The organism is Variovorax beijingensis, from assembly GCF_003951285.1.
Lineage (GTDB): Bacteria > Pseudomonadota > Gammaproteobacteria > Burkholderiales > Burkholderiaceae_C > Variovorax > Variovorax beijingensis.
The window spans coordinates 90,852-109,957 of record NZ_RXFQ01000016.1 but is presented as its reverse complement, the minus strand read 5'-3'; the positions used below and the strand labels follow the sequence as shown (position 1 = coordinate 109,957).

The 19,106-nt window shown below is 68.2% G+C and carries 17 protein-coding genes; 11 read left to right on the top strand and 6 right to left on the bottom strand.

Annotated features, from left to right (window positions below; translation table 11 throughout):
- Genes cysW through EJO66_RS24120 form a run of 3 tightly spaced genes read left to right on the top strand, consistent with a single transcriptional unit; the run spans position 1 to position 2,521 of the window.
- Positions 1–903, top strand: a complete 903-nt coding sequence (cysW, locus tag EJO66_RS24130; protein WP_124957841.1) for a sulfate ABC transporter permease subunit CysW — start codon at positions 1–3, stop codon at positions 901–903.
- A gap of 20 nt (positions 904–923) precedes the next feature.
- Positions 924–2,021 carry a sulfate/molybdate ABC transporter ATP-binding protein gene (locus tag EJO66_RS24125; RefSeq protein WP_124957842.1) on the top strand — a complete coding sequence of 366 codons (1,098 nt, stop codon included), beginning with the start codon at positions 924–926 and terminating at the stop codon, positions 2,019–2,021.
- A complete protein-coding gene (locus EJO66_RS24120) occupies positions 2,018–2,521 on the top strand; it encodes a disulfide bond formation protein B (protein WP_124957843.1) in 504 nt (167 codons plus the stop codon). The genes EJO66_RS24125 and EJO66_RS24120 overlap by 4 nt, the downstream gene beginning before the upstream one ends.
- On the opposite strand, the gene EJO66_RS24115 is transcribed toward EJO66_RS24120, so the two are convergent.
- The 4 genes from EJO66_RS24115 to EJO66_RS24100 form a co-directional block, all read right to left on the bottom strand.
- Complete coding sequence (locus EJO66_RS24115; RefSeq protein ID WP_124957844.1) at positions 2,522–3,214, bottom strand: P-loop NTPase family protein; 693 nt, start codon at positions 3,212–3,214, stop codon at positions 2,522–2,524. It lies immediately after the preceding gene.
- A gap of 74 nt (positions 3,215–3,288) precedes the next feature.
- Positions 3,289–4,587, bottom strand: a complete 1,299-nt coding sequence (locus tag EJO66_RS24110) for a type II toxin-antitoxin system HipA family toxin (RefSeq protein ID WP_125966353.1) — start codon at positions 4,585–4,587, stop codon at positions 3,289–3,291.
- The gene (locus tag EJO66_RS24105) at positions 4,584–4,913 is read right to left on the bottom strand and encodes a helix-turn-helix domain-containing protein (RefSeq protein ID WP_125966352.1); all 330 of its coding nucleotides are present in this window, start codon (positions 4,911–4,913) and stop codon (positions 4,584–4,586) included. Before EJO66_RS24105 ends, EJO66_RS24110 begins: the two co-directional genes overlap by 4 nt.
- Before the next feature lie 69 nt (positions 4,914–4,982).
- Positions 4,983–5,744 (bottom strand): hypothetical protein, encoded by a 762-nt coding sequence (locus tag EJO66_RS24100; RefSeq protein WP_124957847.1) that lies wholly within the window; start codon positions 5,742–5,744, stop codon positions 4,983–4,985.
- 113 nt (positions 5,745–5,857) lie between these two features.
- Between EJO66_RS24100 and smc the strand changes: the two genes are divergently transcribed.
- The 5 genes from smc to def all read left to right on the top strand — a co-directional run bounded on the left by smc (position 5,858) and on the right by def (position 13,727).
- Positions 5,858–9,373: a chromosome segregation protein SMC gene (smc, locus tag EJO66_RS24095; RefSeq protein WP_125966351.1), complete on the top strand. Its 3,516-nt coding sequence runs from the start codon at positions 5,858–5,860 to the stop codon at positions 9,371–9,373.
- A 12-nt stretch (positions 9,374–9,385) separates the two neighbouring features.
- The gene (locus EJO66_RS24090; RefSeq protein WP_124957849.1) at positions 9,386–10,486 is read left to right on the top strand and encodes a cell division protein ZipA C-terminal FtsZ-binding domain-containing protein; all 1,101 of its coding nucleotides are present in this window, start codon (positions 9,386–9,388) and stop codon (positions 10,484–10,486) included.
- A 22-nt stretch (positions 10,487–10,508) separates the two neighbouring features.
- On the top strand, positions 10,509–12,593 hold the full coding sequence (gene ligA, locus EJO66_RS24085; protein WP_125966350.1) for an NAD-dependent DNA ligase LigA: 2,085 nt from the start codon (positions 10,509–10,511) through the stop codon (positions 12,591–12,593).
- A 110-nt stretch (positions 12,594–12,703) separates the two neighbouring features.
- On the top strand, positions 12,704–13,153 hold the full coding sequence (locus tag EJO66_RS24080) for a hypothetical protein (protein WP_125966349.1): 450 nt from the start codon (positions 12,704–12,706) through the stop codon (positions 13,151–13,153).
- Positions 13,154–13,187: 34 nt separating this feature from the next.
- Positions 13,188–13,727 carry a peptide deformylase gene (gene def / locus EJO66_RS24075; protein ID WP_125966348.1) on the top strand — a complete coding sequence of 180 codons (540 nt, stop codon included), beginning with the start codon at positions 13,188–13,190 and terminating at the stop codon, positions 13,725–13,727.
- A gap of 35 nt (positions 13,728–13,762) precedes the next feature.
- Here def and EJO66_RS24070 read toward each other — a convergent pair whose 3' ends face one another.
- On the bottom strand, positions 13,763–14,158 hold the full coding sequence (locus tag EJO66_RS24070; RefSeq protein ID WP_124957853.1) for a DoxX family protein: 396 nt from the start codon (positions 14,156–14,158) through the stop codon (positions 13,763–13,765).
- Positions 14,159–14,331: 173 nt separating this feature from the next.
- Here EJO66_RS24070 and EJO66_RS24065 point away from each other — a divergent pair, with 173 nt between their 5' ends.
- From EJO66_RS24065 to EJO66_RS24055, 3 genes are read left to right on the top strand one after another with little or no spacing between them, the layout of a single operon-like run.
- Entirely contained in the window at positions 14,332–15,366 is a 1,035-nt protein-coding gene (locus EJO66_RS24065; RefSeq protein WP_124957854.1) for an amino acid ABC transporter substrate-binding protein, read from the top strand.
- Positions 15,363–16,361, top strand: coding sequence for an ABC transporter permease subunit (locus EJO66_RS24060; protein WP_124957855.1), 999 nt, complete (start codon positions 15,363–15,365; stop codon positions 16,359–16,361). Before EJO66_RS24065 ends, EJO66_RS24060 begins: the two co-directional genes overlap by 4 nt.
- A complete protein-coding gene (locus EJO66_RS24055) occupies positions 16,358–17,416 on the top strand; it encodes an amino acid ABC transporter permease (protein ID WP_124957856.1) in 1,059 nt (352 codons plus the stop codon). Before EJO66_RS24060 ends, EJO66_RS24055 begins: the two co-directional genes overlap by 4 nt.
- A gap of 13 nt (positions 17,417–17,429) precedes the next feature.
- Here EJO66_RS24055 and pgm read toward each other — a convergent pair whose 3' ends face one another.
- Positions 17,430–19,082: a phosphoglucomutase (alpha-D-glucose-1,6-bisphosphate-dependent) gene (gene pgm / locus EJO66_RS24050; RefSeq protein WP_124957857.1), complete on the bottom strand. Its 1,653-nt coding sequence runs from the start codon at positions 19,080–19,082 to the stop codon at positions 17,430–17,432.
- Positions 19,083–19,106 lie beyond the last annotated feature (24 nt).

Genomic DNA, 19,106 nt, shown 5'->3' with positions numbered 1-19,106 from the left:
ATGAGCGCACCTTCCAAGATCATCCGCCGCGCGCAGGCCGGCACCACCGAGTCGGCCTGGGTCCGCTGGACGCTGATCGGCGTCGCCCTGGCGTTCATGTTCCTGTTCCTCGTGCTGCCGCTGGCGGCCGTGGCGGTCGAGGCGCTGCGCAAGGGCCTCAATGCCTACCTCGAGGCGCTGAAGGAGCCCGATGCGTGGAGCGCCATCCGCCTCACGCTGATCACCGCCGCCATCGCGGTGCCGATGAACCTCGTGTTCGGCGTGGCCGCGGCCTGGGCCATCGCCAAGTTCGAGTTCCGCGGCAAGGCCTTTCTCACCACGCTGATCGACCTGCCGTTCGCGGTGTCGCCGGTGGTGGCGGGCCTGATCTACGTGCTGGTGTTCGGCGCGCAGGGCTGGTTCGGCCCGTGGCTGGCGGAGCACGACATCAAGATCATCTTCGCCGTGCCCGGCATCGTGCTGGCCACCGTGTTCGTGACCTTCCCCTTCATTGCGCGCGAACTCATTCCGCTGATGCAGGCGCAGGGCACCGACGAGGAGCAGGCCGCCATCGTGCTCGGCGCGACCGGCTGGCAGACCTTCCGGCGCGTGACCTTGCCCAACATCAAGTGGGGCCTGCTGTACGGCGTGATCCTGTGCAACGCGCGCGCCATGGGCGAGTTCGGCGCGGTGTCGGTGGTATCGGGCCACATCCGCGGCCAGACCAACACGATGCCGCTGCACGTCGAGGTGCTCTACAACGAATACCAGTCGGTGGCCGCCTTCGCGGTGGCCTCGCTGCTGGCGATCCTGGCGCTGGTCACCCTGGTGATCAAGTCGGTCATCGAGTGGCGCCATGAGCGCGAAATGAAAGCCATCGCCGAGCTGCCGCCCGAGCGTCCCCCCGAGCCGTCGGCGGCCTGAGAAGACGAGAGAACAAGACCATGAGCATCGAAATCCGCAACATCAGCAAGCAGTTCGGCGATTTTCGCGCGCTGAACAACGTGAACCTCGACGTCGAGTCGGGCGAACTGGTCGCGCTGCTCGGCCCCTCGGGCTGCGGCAAGACCACGCTGCTGCGCATCATCGCGGGCCTGGAAACGGCCGACACCGGCAGCATCCACTTCTCGGGCGAAGACACCACCGACGTGCACGTGCGCGAACGCCAGGTCGGCTTCGTGTTCCAGCACTACGCGCTGTTCCGCCACATGACCGTGTTCGAGAACGTGGCCTTCGGCCTGCGCGTGAAGCCGCGCAAGGAGCGCCCGAGCGACGCGCAGATCAAAGCCAAGGTGACCGACCTGCTCAAGCTGGTGCAGCTCGACTGGCTGGCCGACCGCTACCCGTCGCAGCTGTCCGGCGGCCAGCGCCAGCGCATCGCGCTGGCCCGCGCGCTGGCGGTGGAGCCCAAGGTGCTGCTGCTCGATGAACCCTTCGGCGCACTCGACGCCAAGGTGCGCAAGGAGCTGCGCCGCTGGCTGCGCCGGCTGCACGACGAGCTGCACGTCACCTCGATCTTCGTCACGCACGACCAGGAAGAAGCACTCGAAGTGGCCGACCGCGTGGTGGTCATCAACAAGGGCCGCATCGAGCAGGTCGGCTCGCCGCAGGAGGTGTGGGACCAGCCCGCGAGCCCGTTCGTCTACGGCTTCCTGGGCGATGTGAACCTGTTCCATGGCCGCGCCGACAATGGCGCGGTGCAGCTCGACGGCATGCGCCTGGACTCGCCCGAACACAGCGGCGCGCGCGACGCCAAGGCCATGGCCTATGTGCGACCGCACGACCTGACCGTGGAGCGCTACACCGCCGGCGCCACCGGCATCGTGGCCACCCTGTCGCGAGCCATCGTGGTCGGCCCGATCGCGCGGCTGGAACTTGAGCCCACCGAAACGAATCCAGATAATCCGGGCTCCGGAACCATCATCGAGGCGCAACTCCCTGCGCAACAGTTCCGTGAACTGGGCCTGCAGGAGGGCGACACCGTCGTCGCCACGCCGCGCAAGGCCCGGGTGTTCGTAGAAGAAGATTGGGTTTCCCCTTGATCGATTGGTACTTCGGCGCGCCGCGCCGCGCATATGGGCTGATCTGCCTGGCCTGCGTCCTGATGCTGGCCTTCGGACTCTACCTGCAGCACGTGGTCGGCCTCGAGCCTTGCCCCATGTGCATCGTGCAGCGCTATGCGCTGGTGCTGGTGGCGCTCTTCACCGGACTGGCCGGCGTGTTCAGGAGCCGCGGCCTGCAGGCGACGGGCGGTGTGCTGGCGCTGGTGTCGGCTGTTGGCGGCGCCTACACGGCGGCCTCGCAAAGCTGGCTCCAGTGGAATCCGCCCGAGGTCGTGACCTGCGGGCGCGACCTCTACGGAATGATCGAGACCTTTCCGCTCAAGCGGGCGCTGCCGATGATCTTTCGCGGCGGCGGCGACTGCTCGAAGGTCGACTGGTCGCTGTTCGGCCTGACGCTGGCGAACTGGTCGTTCGTTGCCTTCGTGGTGCTGGCGGTCCTGCTGCTCGTGCTGCTGCTTCGCCGGCCCGCGGCGCGCTAGCTAAAGCGGCAGGGTGTCGAAGGCCGCGTAGGCGGTCGCCAGCCAGGACTTCACGCGCTGGCGCTCCAGCAGGCCGAGCGCATGCGGCCCTTCGCGGTCGTTCACGGCCTTCCAGAAACTGGTGTTCTGCGCATCGATCTTGCGCATGCTCGCCTCGTGCAGGCGCGGCAGCGTGATCACGCGGGCGCCGTTCGTGGTGGCCTTGGAGAGCGACTGCGAGGCCAGCAGCATGCCGAAGTCGCTGCCGCGCCCATAGTTCTGCACCACGATGTAGTTGGGCCGGTTGCCGAAGGTGTCGATCAGCGTGCCGAGCAGGTCGGTGGAGTCCTTGCCGTCGTCCAGCACGTGCCAGAAGTTGACGGCCACGCCCAGTTCGTCGAACACGTCGAACAGGTCCGATTCCTTGATCCAGCGCGACAGCGGCGCCAGCGTCTGGGCCGCCAGGTCGACGATGACGCTTTGCTGCGGGTTGGTCTCGAAGCCGTTCACCACGGTATCGAGGCCCTCGAAGCTGTCGACCACGATGGGCGAGGCAAAGCCCTCGTAGAAGCGCGTGAACGAGCTGTGCGAGCGGTCGGTGTCGAAGCCCGTGAAAGGCCGGCTGTGGTCGATGAAGTACTGCGCCAGCACGCGCGCCGTGACCGACTTGCCGACACCGCCTTTTTCGCCGCCGATGAAATTGATGGAGCTCATGAGTTGCTGCTGCCTCGAATGGGTGGAGGAGTGAAGGGCCGGATCATTCTAGGGGCCGAGGTTTTGCTTTTTTTCTATTTGCCGCGCCTGGCCATGCCCTGCAGCAAGGGATGTGCCTGCAGGCGCTGCTGCAGCCGCTTCTTCCACGCGGCAGGCAGCGCCGATGCCTCGATCATCGCGGGCCACCGGCTGCGCGCGAGCCGCGCCGTGTCGGCAACGGTGCGCCGCACCAGCGGCTCGTGCAGCCCGGCCGAAAAGCAGAAGGCACGCACGCTGGCGGGCGTGAACAGGGCGCTGCGCCGGGGGGCGGCCTCGCCCGGCGCGACAGGCAGGAGGGGCAGCGCATGGCCGTCGACGCCCTGGAGCGCGGCATAGGCCACGATGTCGTAGGCCGGGGCCAGCCGCGGCGCGATGCCGTCGGGGTACAGCACGCCGAAGTTCTTCAGATGCGCGTCGGGGTTGCCGAGCAGGTCGTTCACCGCGAGGCGCCGCACGAGTTCGAGCACCGCCTCCTCGCCGAGCGATGGAAAGGCGCGCATCGCCAGCGCCATGTCGAGATAGCTGGCGCTGTACTTGTGCATCGGATCGACCGCGAGCACCTGCGCGAAATCCTCGAAATGGATGCGGCGTGCGCCTTCGCGGTCGAAGCGCGTCACGGCAAGGAAGTCGGGCTCGTCGGGCAGCGCGTAGCTGTGCTCGGCGGCGATGGCCGAGAGCGGCGCGAGTTCGGCGTGGCAGACCTCGACGCCGGCCGCGCCCGCCAACTGGAGCGAGAGCATTTCCAGCTGCGGCATATGGGGGCGCCCGGCCACGGGCAGCTTGGCAATCACGCGCGTGCTCGCGCCGGCGCGGGTGCGGGCCACATAGCGCCCGCCCTGCCGGCGCAGGCCGAGCTTGGGCTGCACGCCCGACACCGAGATGCCTTGCGGCATCGGCAGCTCGACCACGGACATCTCGAGCGCATCCTGGTCCTGGGTGATGAGCCGCTGCAAGGTGCCGCGGTCGACCGAAACCGGCCGCGCGCTCACCGCGCCAGGCAGGTCGCCGCCGCAAGCCGCAAGCAGCTCGAAGTAATCGTTCTCGCGGCAGCCGCGCAACTGCGCGATATGGCTGCGCAGGACGCCCTCGGGCAGCAGGTTCTGGAAGAAGCGCGGCAGCTGCCCGCCCTGTGCGTTGAAGAGCGGGTTCTTGACGTCGCTCCACAGGGCCGCCTGCGCCGAGGGATCGCTGGCCACCATCGAAAGCGAAAGCACCTCGGGCGGCGGTGCGGCCACCAGTTCGGGCTCCGCCACGAAGCGGCACAGGTCCGCGTACTGGAACAGCTTGCCGAAGCGGCGCGCACCGAGGGAGATCTCGAGGATCTTGACGTTCATGGCGAACGCTTCCTCGAACGCGGCCCGGAAGCCGGAGCCGGCGGCGCAGCCGCGGCGCCGACGGCATTGCCGATGCGCGTGGGCACCGGGCGATAGCCGGGCTCGGTGTCCGCGCGTTCGCCGAAGCCCTTGGGCGCGAGTTGCAGTTCGAGGCCCAGGGCGTCGACCAGCGCCAGCAGCGAAGACATCTGCGGATTTCCCTTCAGGCTCAGCGCGTTGCGCACCGAACGCTCGGTCAGGCCCGAGCGCAGCGCGATTTCTGCATTGCCGAGGCCCGCGGCCTCGCGCCGGGCCGCCAGGGCGGTGATGAGTTCCTGCTTGTTCACGGAAACATATTACCGCAAACTGCGGTTTCGGAAATATGTTTCCTGGCACGAGGTATTTCGCCGTATTTTCTACCGAGGTACCAGCGTGAAGAAGGGCATCACGACGCCCATGACCCAGTTCTGGCCGAAATCGAGCGCCGCGCGCCGGTATTTCTCGTCGGCCTGGGCGGCCAGCAGGTCGAGCCGCGCCACCACCTTGGACAGTTCGCGGTCGGCCACGAGGTTGCGCCCGCGCTCGCTGATCTCGGTGGCCAGCAGCAGCGGCTGGCCGTCGGGGCCGGTCTTGGAGGCGATCAGCCAGAGCGATATCTCGAAGTTGCGCGCGGCCCGGTAGCTGTTCTCGGCGTTGACGCCGTCGAGCATGGTCTGGTCCCAGGTGTCGCCGTTGGCCTGCTTGAGCATCGTGGCCCAGCCGACGACCAGCGCCGCCACCCGGTCCCCCTGGTAGCCCTGGGGCCCGGTATCGAAGGCCATGCGGATGGCATCGATGCCGGTGGCGCCCCGCAGTTCGGGCAGGGCGGGCCCCGTCAGCACTGCATCCCAGGCGCGCTGGGCCGCCGCCTCGATGCTGGCGGCCGACTTGCGCCATTCGCGCGGGTTGCGCCGGTAGAGCGTGGTCTGCACGCGCCGGATCGATTGCAGGTTGTCGCGCAGGGAGAGGTTGGCAATGCGGTTGGCGCTGGACTGCAACCATTCCTGGTTGGTATAGGGTTCGGCGCGGTCGGTGGAACGCACGGCCGCGCAGCCGCCAAGGCCCAGCAGGGCGGCCGCACCGGCCAGCACGCAAGCGCGGCGCACGGCAAGGGGGGATGAAACCAGGGAATCGCTCATGCCCTGACGTTATCATCCACGGCTGGGGCGGCGGCCTGTCTCGAACGGCAGGTCCGTGCAATTTTCCTTACAAATCAATACCTTGGCGTCATGCCAAGGCAGGCCGACAAGTCGTGCGTCTCAATTCCATCAAGCTTTCGGGCTTCAAGTCGTTCGCCGAACCCACCAACTTCCTGCTGCCGGGCCAACTGGTCGGCGTCGTCGGGCCCAACGGTTGCGGCAAGTCGAACATCATGGATGCGGTGCGCTGGGTGCTGGGCGAGTCGCGCGCGTCGGAGCTGCGCGGCGAGTCGATGCAGGACGTGATCTTCAACGGCACGACCACGCGCAAGCAGGCCAGCCGTTCGAGCGTGGAACTGGTGTTCGACAACGCCGACCACCGCGCGGGCGGCCAGTGGAACCAGTTCGGCGAAATTGCCGTGCGGCGCGTGCTCACGCGCGACGGCACCAGCAGCTACTACATCAACAACCAGCCGGTGCGCCGCCGCGACGTGCAGGACGTGTTCCTGGGCACCGGCCTCGGGCCGCGCGCCTACGCGATCATCGGCCAGGGCACGATCAGCCGGATCATCGAATCCAAGCCCGAGGAGCTGCGCCTGTTCCTCGAGGAGGCGGCGGGCGTCTCCAAGTACAAGGAGCGCCGGCGCGAAACCGAGAGCCGCCTGGGCGATACGCGCGAGAACCTCACGCGCGTGGAAGACATCCTGCGCGAACTCAACGCCAACCTCGAAAAGCTCGAGAAGCAGGCCGAGGTGGCCGCGCGCTACAACGCGCTGCAGGGCGAAGCCACCAGGAAGCAGCACCAGCTGTGGTTCCTCAAGCGCAGCGAAAGCGATGCCGACCAGGCCAGGATCAAGGCCGACTCGGAAAAGGCGATCAACGACCTCGAGTCGCGCACCGCCGACCTGCGCCGCATCGAATCCGAACTCGAAACCGTGCGCCAGGCCCACTACGCGGCCGGCGACCAGGTCAACCAGGCCCAGGGCAGGCTCTACGAAGCCAGTGCCGAGGTGGGCCGCCTCGAAGGCGAGATCCGCTTCGTGGTCGAAGGCCGCCAGCGCGTGGAGCAGCGGCTGGTCCAGCTGCGCGAACAGATGGGCCAGTGGGGCCGCCGCCGCGAAGAGGCCGAGGCAGAGATCGAAACCCTGGCCGGCCAGGGCGTCGACGCCGAGGAGCAGGCCGTGCTGCTGGCCGCGCAGCTCGAGGAACACGACGCGCGCATGCCCGAGCTCGAGGAAGCCGTGCAGCGCGCCCAGGACGAGGCCAACGCCCAGCGCAGCACCGTTTCGCAGGTGCAGCAGCAGATCCAGGTGCTGGCCGCCGACCAGCGCAACATCGAAGAGCAGAGCCGGCAGCTCACGCAGCGCAGCGAACGCCTGCGCGCCGACCAGAACGCGCTGGCCGCGCCCGACGAAGCGCGCCTGCAAGCCCTGCAGGAAGAGCACGCGGCCGCGCAGGAAACCGCGAGCGAGGCCGACGCGCGCCTGCACGAGCTGCAGGAATCGGTGCCGCAGCTGGACGACGACCGCCGCGCGAAACAGCAGGCTGTCAACACCGAAGGGGCGCGCCATGCCGAGCTCTCGGCGCGGCTCGAGGCGCTGCGCGCGCTGCAGGAAAAGGTCAAGACCGACGGCAAGCTGGCGCCCTGGCTCGCCAAGCACGGACTCGAAGGCATGCAGGGGCTGTGGAGCCGCATCCACATCGAGCAGGGCTGGGAAAACGCGCTCGAAGCGGCGCTGCGCGAGCGCCTGGGCGCGCTCGAGGTCAGCCGGCTCGACATGGTGCGCGCCTTCGGCAACGATGCGCCGCCCGCCAAGCTCGCGTTCTACAGCCCGCCCGCGGCCGGTGTGCCGCAGGGCGCTGCCGCGCTGCCGCGCCTGTCGAGCCTGCTGCGCCTGAACGATGCGGGCCTGCAGGCCTTGATGACCGACTGGCTGCACGGCTGCTACACCGCGCAGAGCTTCGAAGAGGCGCTCGCGCAGCGCGCCACGCTGCAGCCGGGCGAAGTCATCTATGTGCAGAGCGGCCACGCCGTGTTCTCGCACAGCGTGAACTTCTACGCCCCCGATTCCGAGCAGGCCGGCCTGCTGGCGCGTCAGCAGGAAATGGAAAACCTCGAGCGCCAGCTGCGCGCCCAGGCGCTCATCAGCGAAGAGGCGCGCACCGCGCTGGTCCGCGCCGAAGCCGCCTACGCCGATGCCGCGCAGCGCCTCGTCACGGCGCGCCGCGAAGCCGCGGAAACGCAATCGCGTGCGCATGAACTGCAGGTCGAGACCCTGCGCATGACGCAGCTCGCCGAGCAGACCCGCGCGCGCAGCGAGCAGCTGGCCACCGACCTGGCCGAGGTCGACGCGCAGCTCGAGGAACTGCAGGAAAAGCGCATGGCCGCCGAAGGCCGCTTCGAAGAGCTCGACATGCAGCTGGCCGACAGCCAGGAGCGCCACGCGCAGCTCGACGAACGTGTGATCGAGGCCGGCCGCGCGCTGGCCGCGAGCCGCGAGCAGCACCGAAGCCTCGAGCGGCAGGCGCAGGAGGCCACCTTCTCGCAGCGCACGCTCGAAGCCCGCCGCGGCGAGCTGAACCGCGCGATCGAAACCGCGTCGCAGCAGGTGCTGTCGCTCACCGACGAAGATGAGCGCGCCCGCGCCGAACTCGGCCGCCTCTCCGACGCGGCGGCCCAGGCCGGCCTGCAGGACGCGCTGGCGCTCAAGCTCGAGCGCGAAGCCGCACTGGGTGCGGCGCGCAGCCAGTACGACGACCTCACGCTGAAGCTGCGTGCCAGCGACGAACGCCGGCTGCAGCTCGAGCGCGAACTCGATCCGCTGCGCCAGCGCATCACCGAATTCCAGCTCAAGGAACAGGCCGCGCGGCTGGGCGTCGAGCAATACCAGCAGCTGCTGGACGATGCCGGCGCCGACCTCGAGACCGTTGCCCAGTCGATCGAAGCCGACAAGGTCCGCCTGGCGGGGCTGCAAGGCGAGATCGACCGCCTGAACCGCGAAGTGGTCGCGCTGGGCGCGGTCAACCTGGCCGCGCTCGACGAGCTTGCCGTGGCCAGTGAACGCAAGACCTTCCTCGATGCGCAGTCCGCCGACCTGAACGAGGCCATCGGCACGCTCGAAGACGCCATCCGCAAGATCGACGCCGAGACGCGCGACCTGCTGGGCGGCACCTTCAAGATCGTCAACGAGCACTTCAGCCGCATGTTCCCCGAGCTGTTCGGCGGCGGCAATGCGCGGCTCGTGATGACCGGCGACGAGATCCTCGATGCCGGCGTGCAGGTGCTGGCGCAGCCGCCCGGCAAGAAGAACCAGACCATCCACCTGCTCTCGGGCGGCGAGAAGGCGCTCACGGCCATTGCGCTGGTGTTCGCGATCTTCCAGCTCAACCCGGCGCCTTTCTGCCTGCTCGACGAAGTGGACGCGCCGCTGGACGATGCGAACACCGAACGCTATGCCAAACTCGTGACCGCCATGAGCCGCGAAACCCAGTTCCTCTTCATCAGCCACAACAAGATCGCCATGGAAATGGCCGAGCAGCTGATCGGCGTCACCATGCAGGAGCAGGGCGTCTCGCGCATCGTCGCGGTCGACATGGAAGCGGCCGCCTCCATGGTCGAAGCTGCTTGAGCCGGGCAGCGCATGAGCAATCTCACTCTCGCCCTGGCCATCCTCGGCGGCCTCGTCCTCGCGGCCGTCGTTGCCTACAACACCCTGACCTCGCGCCGCAATGCGCCGCGCCAGCCCGATGCCACTGACCGCGACCTGTCCGAAGCGGACCGGCCATCGTCCTCGTCCGACGGCGTGGAGCCGATGCTGCACATCGATCCGCACCCGACGCCGGGCCACGAACGCCACGAGCCCCTGTTCGACCCGGATCTGCCCGCGCCCAGTGCGAACCCGGTGCCGACGGCCGAGCGGCGTGGCGGGCTCGATCCGCTCATCGACGTGATCGCGCCGGTGTCGCTGGACGGGCTCGCATCGGGCGACGCGGCCATCGCGGCCATGCCGCCCACGCGCCGCGCGGGCAGCAAGCCCGTGGCTATCGAAGGTTTGAACGAGCACACCGGCCAATGGGAGCCGCCCGTACCGGGCCAGCGCTACAGCGCCTTCCAGGTGGGCGTGCAGCTGGCCAACCGCACCGGGGCGCTCAACGAGATCGAGTATTCCGAATTCGTCGTCAAGGCGCAGGCCTTTGCCGATGCCGTCAACGGCGCGCTCGAGTTTCCCGAAATGCTCGACGAGGTGGCGCGCGCTCGCGAACTCGACCAGTTCGCCAGCGCGCACGATGCGCAGCTGGGTTTCGTGCTGCGCGCGCTGCATGCGGCCTGGAGTCCCGGTTATGTGCAGCAGAACGCGGCGCGGCTGGGCTTTGTGGCGGGCATCATTCCGGGGCGCATGGTGCTGCCGACCAGCGAGGCCGGGCTGCCGCCGATCCTCGGACTTTCGTTCGATACGCAGGCCGCGCTGGCCGACGATCCGGCGCAATCGGCCATCCGCGAACTCAGCCTGAGCCTGGACGTGCCGCAGGTCGACCGCGCCGAGCAGCCGTTTCGCCGCATGCGCGAAGCTGCCGCCACGCTGGCGCGCGAAATGGACGGCGTGGTCACCGACAGCGATGGCCAGCTGCTGCGCGAAGAAACCATGGACGTGATCGGCGCCGACCTCGAGCAGCTCTACGACACGCTCGAGTCGCGCGACCTGGCCGCCGGCTCGCCGCTGGCTCGGCGCCTTTTCAGCTGATCCGATCGTTCGGGAGACACCCATGACCACGCGCGACGAAGCGGCACGCGAAGCCGCCGCACTGAGCGAACAGCTCCACAAGCACGCCCATCTCTACTACGTGCTCGATGCACCCGAGCTGCCCGACGCCGAGTACGACCGGCTGTTCCAGCGGCTGCAGGCACTGGAGGCCGAATACCCGGAACTGCGCACGCCCGATTCGCCCACGCAGCGCGTCGGCGGCAAGGTGCTCGAAGGCTTCGTGAAGGTGCGCCACAAGGTGCCGATGCTGTCGATCCGCACCGAGACCGACATCACGCCCGGCGGCGCCAGCGCCTTCGATGCCCGCGTGCGCAAGGAACTGGGCCTGGCCGAGGACGGGCCGCAGGTCGAGTACGTCTGCGAACTCAAGTTCGATGGCCTGGCCATGAACCTGCGCTACGAGAACGGCGTGCTGGTGCAGGCCGCGACGCGGGGCGACGGCGAGGTGGGCGAGGAGGTCACGCAGAACATCCGCACCGTGCGCGAGATTCCGCTGCGGCTCAACGGCAAGGCACCGCCCGTGGTCGAGGTGCGCGGCGAGATCTACATGAAGCGCGCCGACTTCGACGCACTCAACGAGCGCCAGCGCGAGAAGATCGCGGCCGGGCAGAAGAACGAGAAGGTCTTCGTCAACCCGCGCAATGCGGCGGCCGGCGCGGTGCGCCAGCTCGATCCGGCCATCGCGGCGGCGCGGCCGCTGAGTTTTTTTGCCTACGGCCTCGGCGAGGTCACGCCGGCCAGCGAAGGCGGGCCGGACTTTTCGACCCAGTTCGAATGGCTGCAGCAGTTCGATGCCTGGGGATTCCCGGTGGCCAAACAGACTGCGCGTGCGACCGGCGCCATTGAACTGATTGCCTTCCACGAGAACATCGGGCGCCAGCGCGATGCCTTGCCCTACGACATCGATGGCGTGGTCTACAAGGTCGACAGCATCGAGCTGCAGCAGCGGCTGGGTTTCGTCTCGCGCGAACCGCGCTGGGCCGTGGCGCACAAGTATCCGGCGCAGGAGCAGATCACCGAGGTGCTGGGCATCGAGGTGCAGGTCGGGCGCACCGGCAAGCTCACGCCGGTGGCCAAGCTCGCGCCGGTGTTCGTGGGCGGTGTGACCGTGACCAACGCCACACTGCACAACGAGGACGAGGCGCGCCGCAAGGACGTGCGCGTGGGCGACAAGGTCATCGTGAGGCGCGCCGGCGACGTGATCCCCGAAGTGGTCGGCGTGGTGCCCGAAAGCCTCGCCAGGTCCGACAGCGAGCGGGGCCCGCTGTTCACCATGCCGCACCAGTGCCCGGTGTGCGGATCGGAGGCGCTGCGCGAAGAGGGCGAGGTCGACTACCGCTGCACCGGCGGCCTGTTCTGCGCAGCCCAGCGCAAGGAGGCCATCCTGCACTTTGCGGCGCGGCGCGCGGTCGACATCGACGGGCTCGGCGACAAGCTGGTCGAGCAGCTGGTCGACGCCAACCTGATCCGCACCTTGCCCGACCTCTACAGGCTCGGGTTCACCACCCTGGCGGGGCTGGACCGCATGGCCGACAAGTCGGCCAAGAACCTCGTCGATGCGCTCGAGGCCTCGAAGACGACCACGCTGCCGCGCTTCCTGTTCGGCCTGGGCATCCGGCACGTGGGCGAGAGCACGGCCAAGGACCTTGCCAAACATTTCGGCAAGCTCGACGCGATCATGGATGCGACCGAGGAGCAGCTGCTCGAGGTCAACGACGTCGGGCCGGTCGTCGCGCAAAGCCTGCGCACCTTCTTCGACCAGCCGCACAACCGCGAAGTGGTCGAGCAGTTGCGCGCCTGCGGGCTGACCTGGGAAGAGGGCGAACCCGCCGCCCGGGCGCCCAAGCCACTGGCGGGGCTGACCTTCGTGATCACCGGCACCCTTCCTACGCTGAGCCGGGACGAAGCGAAGGATAAATTGGAGGCAGCCGGCGCCAAGGTGGCGGGCTCCGTCAGCAAGAAGACAAGCTACCTGGTGGCCGGCGAGGAGGCCGGCAGCAAGCTCGACAAGGCGCGCGAGATCGGCGTGGAGGTGATCGACGAGGCGCGTATGCTGGAGCTGCTTGCCAGCGGCGTGCCTGGTTGAAGGAGTGAAGGCGCGGTGTTTCTTACCGGCAGTTACGCGACTTCACACCAGCGCAGTCAACAGGGTCTACAAGCTGACGTTGAAAACAGAAGGCTGACAAGGAGTCCCTCATGCAGAAAATTCGTGTTTTCGGTATCTGTGTCGCCATCGGCGGCTTCGCGCTGCTCGGCGGCTGCGTGGCTGTTCCCGGCGACCCCTACTACAGCGGGGGCTATTCGCAGCCGTACTACGCGGACCCGGTGGTGGTGAACCCGGCGCCGGTCTATATCCAGGGTGGCGGCTACTACGAAGGCAGGCGCCGCTATTACGACTATGACCGGCCCTACTACGGCGGCAGGCCCTACTACGGGCGGCCGGGCTACCCGGCGGTGCGACCGGTGCCCGTGCCTGTACCTTCCCGTCCCGGCTGGGGCGGCGGGCGACCGCCCGGTGGTGGTGCCATCGTGCCGCCGACCGGCAATACCGGCGTGTCGCCGCTGCCGCAATACCGGCCGGACCCACGCGGCTCGCGGATGTGGTCGTCGCCGGATTCCAAGACGCCAAGCCAAACCCCTCCGTGACAGCGTGGCGGGGCCGCTCGCGATAATCCCCGCCATGGCCATCCGCGAAATCCTCAAAATGGGCGACCCCCGGCTGCTGCGCGTTGCGCAGCCGGTGGCTGCCTTCGACACCGACGAACTGCACCTGCTGGTGCGCGACATGTTCGAGACCATGCTGGCCGTCAATGGCGCGGGCCTGGCCGCACCGCAGATCGGCGTCGACCAGCAGCTCGTGATCTTCGGCACCGATGTCGTCAATCCCCGCTACCCCGACGCGCCGCCGGTGCCCCGCACCGTGCTGCTGAATCCGGTCATCACGCCGATCGGCGACGAGGAAGAAGAGGGCTGGGAAGGGTGCCTCTCGGTGCCGGGCCTGCGCGGCGTGGTGCCGCGCTTCGCCAACATCCGCTATACCGGCTTCGATCCCTACGGTGATCCGATCGACCGCGTCGCGAACGGCTTTCATGCACGCGTGGTGCAGCATGAGGTCGATCACCTGCTGGGCAAGCTCTATCCGATGCGGGTGCGCGACTTCTCCCGCTTCGGCTACACCGAGGTCCTGTTTCCAGGGCTCGACGCCAACGACGACGATTGAGAAAACACGGCCGGTTCATCACCGGCCGCCTGCTTTCAGTTGTACTTGCCGCCCAGGCCGAACCGGCCGCCGCCGAAGAGCGCAATGGCAATCGCCGAGAACAGGAACATGCCCTGCAGTTCCAGCGCCCAGCCGCCCTGGCCATTGAGTGCGCCCAGGTCCTTCATGTGCGCGAGCCAGATGGCCACCACCATGTTGAGGGCAACGATCAGCGCGGCCGGACGGGTGAACAGGCCCACGATCAGGAGCACGGGCGCAAGGATCTCGCCAACATAGACCAAGTAGGCCATGGCCGCGGGCAAACCATGGGATGCCAGCATGCCGCCGATCCCGTCGACGCCTTTGCCGACCTTCGCAATGCCGTGCAGCAGGATGAGGATGCCGAGTGCGACGCGCAGAACGAGCTTGCCGGTGTCGTCGGATTTGGTCATGAGCAGATTCCTGGTGAAGTTGTTGGAGGCCCGTATGTTAGTGAATGCGGCCGGCAAGAAAACCCCGTAGGCGTCGGCGCACGCAGCATACGCATTCAACTGTTCGTTCCTTGGCAGGGTGGCGCGCAGCCTCGTACACTGCCTTTTGCTCGTTGTTGAGGAGAACATACCAAATGAAGAACCGATTCCGTCCCGCACTGGCCGTGGCCGCAACCGTTGCGGCGTTTGCCACTGCCGCCCCCGCCTTTGCCGGCAAGACCCTCGATGCCGTCAAGCAGCGCGGCACCGTCAAGTGCGGCGTGACCAATGGCGTGGCCGGCTTTTCCGCGCCGGATACGCAGGGCAACTGGTCGGGCCTGGACGTCGACACCTGCCGCGCCATTGCGGCGGCCGTGCTGGGCGATCCGAAGAAGGTCGATTTCGTGCCGCTCAATTCGCAGCAGCGCTTTTCGGCCCTGCAGGCCGGCGAGATCGATATCCTCGCGCGCAACACCACCTGGACGCTCACGCGCGATGCGTCGCTGGGCTTCAACTTCACCACCATCACCTACTACGACGGCCAGGGCTTCCTGGTGCCGAAGAAGCTCAAGGTCACGAGCGCCAAACAGCTCAAGAACGCCACCATCTGCACGCAGTCGGGCACCACCAACGAGAAGAACGTGTCCGACTACTTCCGCGCGCAGAACATCCCGGTCAAGACGGTGGTGTTCGAGAGCTTCGAAGCCTCGTTCAAGGCCTTCTTCTCGGGCCGCTGCCAGGCCTTCACCACCGACGCCTCGGCGCTCGCGGGCCTGCGCAACAAGGAGGCGCCGAATCCCGACGACTACGTGATCCTGCCCGAGCTCATTTCCAAGGAGCCGCTCGCGCCGCTGGTGCGCCGCGGCGACGACGAATGGTTCGCCATTGCCAAGTGGGTGCCCAACGCGCTCATCGAGGCAGAAGAATTCGGCGTCACGCAGGCCAATGCCGACGAGCTCAAGGCCAGCAGCAAGGACCCGGCGCAGCAGCGCCTGGTCGGCACCGGCGAAGACCTGGGCAAGCTGCTGGGCCTTGACAAGGACTGGTCGTTCCGCGCCATCAAGGCCGTGGGCAACTACGGCGAGATGTTCGAGCGCAACGTGGGCCCCAAGTCGGTCCTGAAGCTTCCGCGCGGCTCGAACAACCTCTGGAGCAAGGGCGGCCTGATCTACGCACCACCCGTTCGATGAGCAGTGGAGCCGCGCGCCGCGGCGCCTGGCTGGCCTGGATCGTTCAGGCGCTGCTGGTGCTGGCCGTCGTGGCCGGCGCTGCCTGGGTCGTGAACCATGCGCTCGAGGTCTTGCGGGCGCGCGGCGTCCGCTCGGGCTTCGACTTTCTTGCTGAGCCCGCGGGCTTCTCCATCAGCGAAGGCTGGCTCGACTTCGATGCCAGCCAGCCGTTCTGGCGCGCCTTCCTTGCGGGCCTGGTCAATACGGTGCGCGCCTCGGTGCCCGCTGCCATCTTTTCGGTCGTGCTCGGCACCCTGATCGGCATCGGCCGGCTCGCGCCGCACGTTCTGCTGCGCGGCATCTGTACCGCGTACGTCGAACTGCTGCGCAACGTGCCGCTGCTCGTGCAGCTGCTGATGCTGGCCTTTGCCATTGCCAACCTGCTGCCCGACCCCACAGAACCCGTGCGGCTGCTGCCGGGCGTGTGGCTCAGCAAGGGCGGCCTCAGCGTGCCCTGGCCGGCATCGGGCGAGGGCGGCTGGTGGCCCACGCATTTCGAATGGCCCGAGCGCGGCGCCTTCGGCGTGAGCGGCGGCGCGGCGCTGAGTCCGGAGTACGTGACCATCGTCGCGGGCCTGTCCTTCTATTCGGCCGCGTTCGTGGCCGAGATCGTGCGCGCCGGCATCCTCTCGGTACCGCAGGGGCAGGTGCTTGCGGGCCAGGCGCTGGGCCTCGCGCCGATGCAGCAGCTGCGCATCGTGATCCTGCCGCAGGCGCTGCGGGTGATCGTGCCCTCGCTCACCAACCAGCTGCTGAGCCTCGTCAAGAATTCATCGCTCGCGGTGGCCGTGGGCTATCCGGAGCTGGTGTCGGTGGCCAACACCACCATCGGCTCGAACGGCCGCGCTTTCGAGTGCATCGCCATCATCATGGCGGTCTACCTGCTGCTGTCGCTGCTGATCTCCTTGGGCATGAACCGCTACAACGCGCGCGTCGCGCTCAGGGGCTGGCGATGAGGAACGCCTCCCAGGGCCCGATCGCCTGGCGCAGCGAACTCTGGGGTTCGCCGCTGCGGGCGCTGGCCACTGTGCTGCTGCTCGCGCTGCTGGCATGGGGAGGCTTCCACGCCATCGAATGGGGCGTGGTGCACGCCGTGTTCCAGCCTGACGCAGAAGCCTGCCGCGCGGTGCAGCATGGCGCCTGCTGGGGCGTGGTGGCCGAGAAGTGGCGGCCGATGCTGTTCGGCCGCTTTCCCTACGAAGAGCAATGGCGCCCGGCCATTGCCGTGGCCGTGCTGTCGGCCGTGACCGTGCTGAGCGCCTGGCCGCGCAGCTGGCGCTGGTGGCTGGCGCCGCTCTGGGTTGCGGCGCTTCTGCTCTTCGTGCTGCTGATGCGCGGCGGCGTGGCGGGCCTCGCCCACGTGCCGACCAGCCGCTGGGGCGGATTGCCGCTCACCATCGGCCTTGCCGTGGTGGGCCTCGCGCTGGCCTTTCCGCTCGCGCTGCTGCTCGCACTGGGGCGCCGCTCGGGCTGGCCGGTGGTACGCACGCTCTGCGCGAGCTACATCGAGCTGGTGCGCGGCGTGCCGCTGATCTCGGTGCTGTTCATGGCCTCGTTCCTGCTGCCGCTGCTGTGGCCCGCGGGGTGGCAGCCCGATGTGCTGGTGCGCGTGCTGGCGGGGCTCACGCTGTTCGTCGCGGCCTACCTGGCCGAGATCGTCCGCGGCGGACTGCAGGCCGTGCCACGCGGGCAGACCGAAGTGGCCATGGCGCTGGGCTTCGGCCGCTGGCCGGTGCAGCGGGACATCGTGCTGCCGCAGGCCCTGCGGCTCGTGGTGCCGGCGCTGACCAACAGCGTGGTCGGCACGCTGAAAGACACCTCGCTGGTCACGGTGGTCGGCCTGTTCGAGCTGACCGGCGCGCTGGGCCTGGCGCTCGGCGGCGATCCGACCTGGCGGCCGTTCTACCTCGAGGGCTACCTCTTCATTGCGGCGGTGTACTGGGCGCTGTGCTTCGGGCTGTCGCGCTACAGCGTGTGGCTGGAGCGGCGGCTGGGAGAGGGTACGCGCTGAGCGCCGCCCTTCATCAGTCCGCCAGCGCCTTGTCCACCAGCTGCTGCGCTTCTTCGAGGATGCGGCCCAGGTGCTCGGCACCGAGAAAGCTCTCGCCGTAGATCTTGTAGATGTTCTCCGTGCCCGAGGGCCGCGCGGCGAACCAGCCGTTCTCGGTGACCACCTTCACGCCGCCAATGGCCGCACCGTTGCCGGGTGCGTGGCTCAGCACGTCCTGGATCTTCTCGCCTGCGAGCTCGGTGGACAGCACCTGCTGCGGCGACAGGCTCGAGAGCTTCTTCTTCTGCTCGACGGTAGCCGCCGCATCCACGCGATTGGCCACGGGCTGTCCCAGCGCCTGCGCCAGTTCGGCAAAGCGTTCGCCGGGGTCGCGCCCGGTGCGCGCGGCAATCTCGGCCGATAGCAGGGCGGGAACGATGCCGTCCTTGTCGGTGGTCCAGACCGTGCCGTCGCGCCGCAGGAAGGTGGCGCCCGCGCTTTCCTCGCCGCCGAAGCCCAGCGATCCATTGACCAGCCCGTCGACGAACCACTTGAAGCCGACCGGCACCTCGTACAGCCTGCGGCCCAGCCTGGCGGCCACGCGGTCGATCATCTGGCTGCTGACCACCGTCTTGCCCACGGCCGCATGCGCCGCCCATTGCGGCCGGTGCGTGAAGAGGTAGTCCGCCATCACGGCCAGGTAGTTGTTGGGTGGCAGCAGCCCCGCGCTGCGCGTGACGATGCCGTGGCGGTCATGGTCGGTGTCGCAGGCGAAGGCGATGCCGAAGCGCTCCCGCAGGCCAATCAGCTTGTGCATGGCATCGGGCGACGACGGGTCCATGCGGATGCGGCCGTCCCAGTCGAGCGACATGAAGCGGAAGGTGGGATCGACTTCCTGGCTCAGGACGTTGAGCCGCCCGAGCTTGTAGCGCTCGGCGATGGCCGGCCAGTAGCGCACGCCCGCGCCGCCCAGCGGGTCGACACCCAGGTCGATCTCGACGCCGCGGATGGCATCCATGTCGAGCACCTGCGCGAGGTCTTCGACATAGGTGCTCAGGTAGTCGTGGCGGTGCGTGCTCGAGGCGCGCAGCGCCTGGGCGAGCGGCAGGCGCTTCACGCCCGCAAGCCCCGCGGCCAGAAAGGCATTGGCCGCGGCTTCGACCGCCGAGGTGATGTCGGTGCCCGCGGGGCCGCCGTTCGGCGGGTTGTACTTGAAGCCGCCGCTTTCGGGCGGATTGTGCGAAGGCGTGATCACGATGCCGTCGGCCAGCCCTGTCGTGCGTCCGCGGTTGTAGACCAGGATGGCGTGCGAGACGGCGGGCGTGGGCGTGTACTCGTCGTCCTTCGAGAGCATCAGCTCGACGCCGTTGGCCGCCAGCACCTCGACCGCGCTGTTGAAGGCGGGCGTCGAAAGCGCATGCGTGTCGATGCCGAGGAACAGCGGGCCGTCGATGCCTTTTTGGCGCCGGTAGTCGGCAATGGCCTGGCTCATGGCCAGCACATGCCATTCGTTGAATGCGTTGTCGAAGGAGGAGCCGCGGTGGCCCGAGGTTCCGAAGGCCACGCGCTGCGAAGGCACCGAGGGATCGGGCTGGCCCGCGTAGTAGGCCGAAACGAGGCGCGGCACATTGACGAGCAGGTCCAGCGGTGCGGGCTGGCCTGCAAGGGGATTGGTTTTCTGGCTCATGTCGAGGGTTGCCGTTCGAGTTGA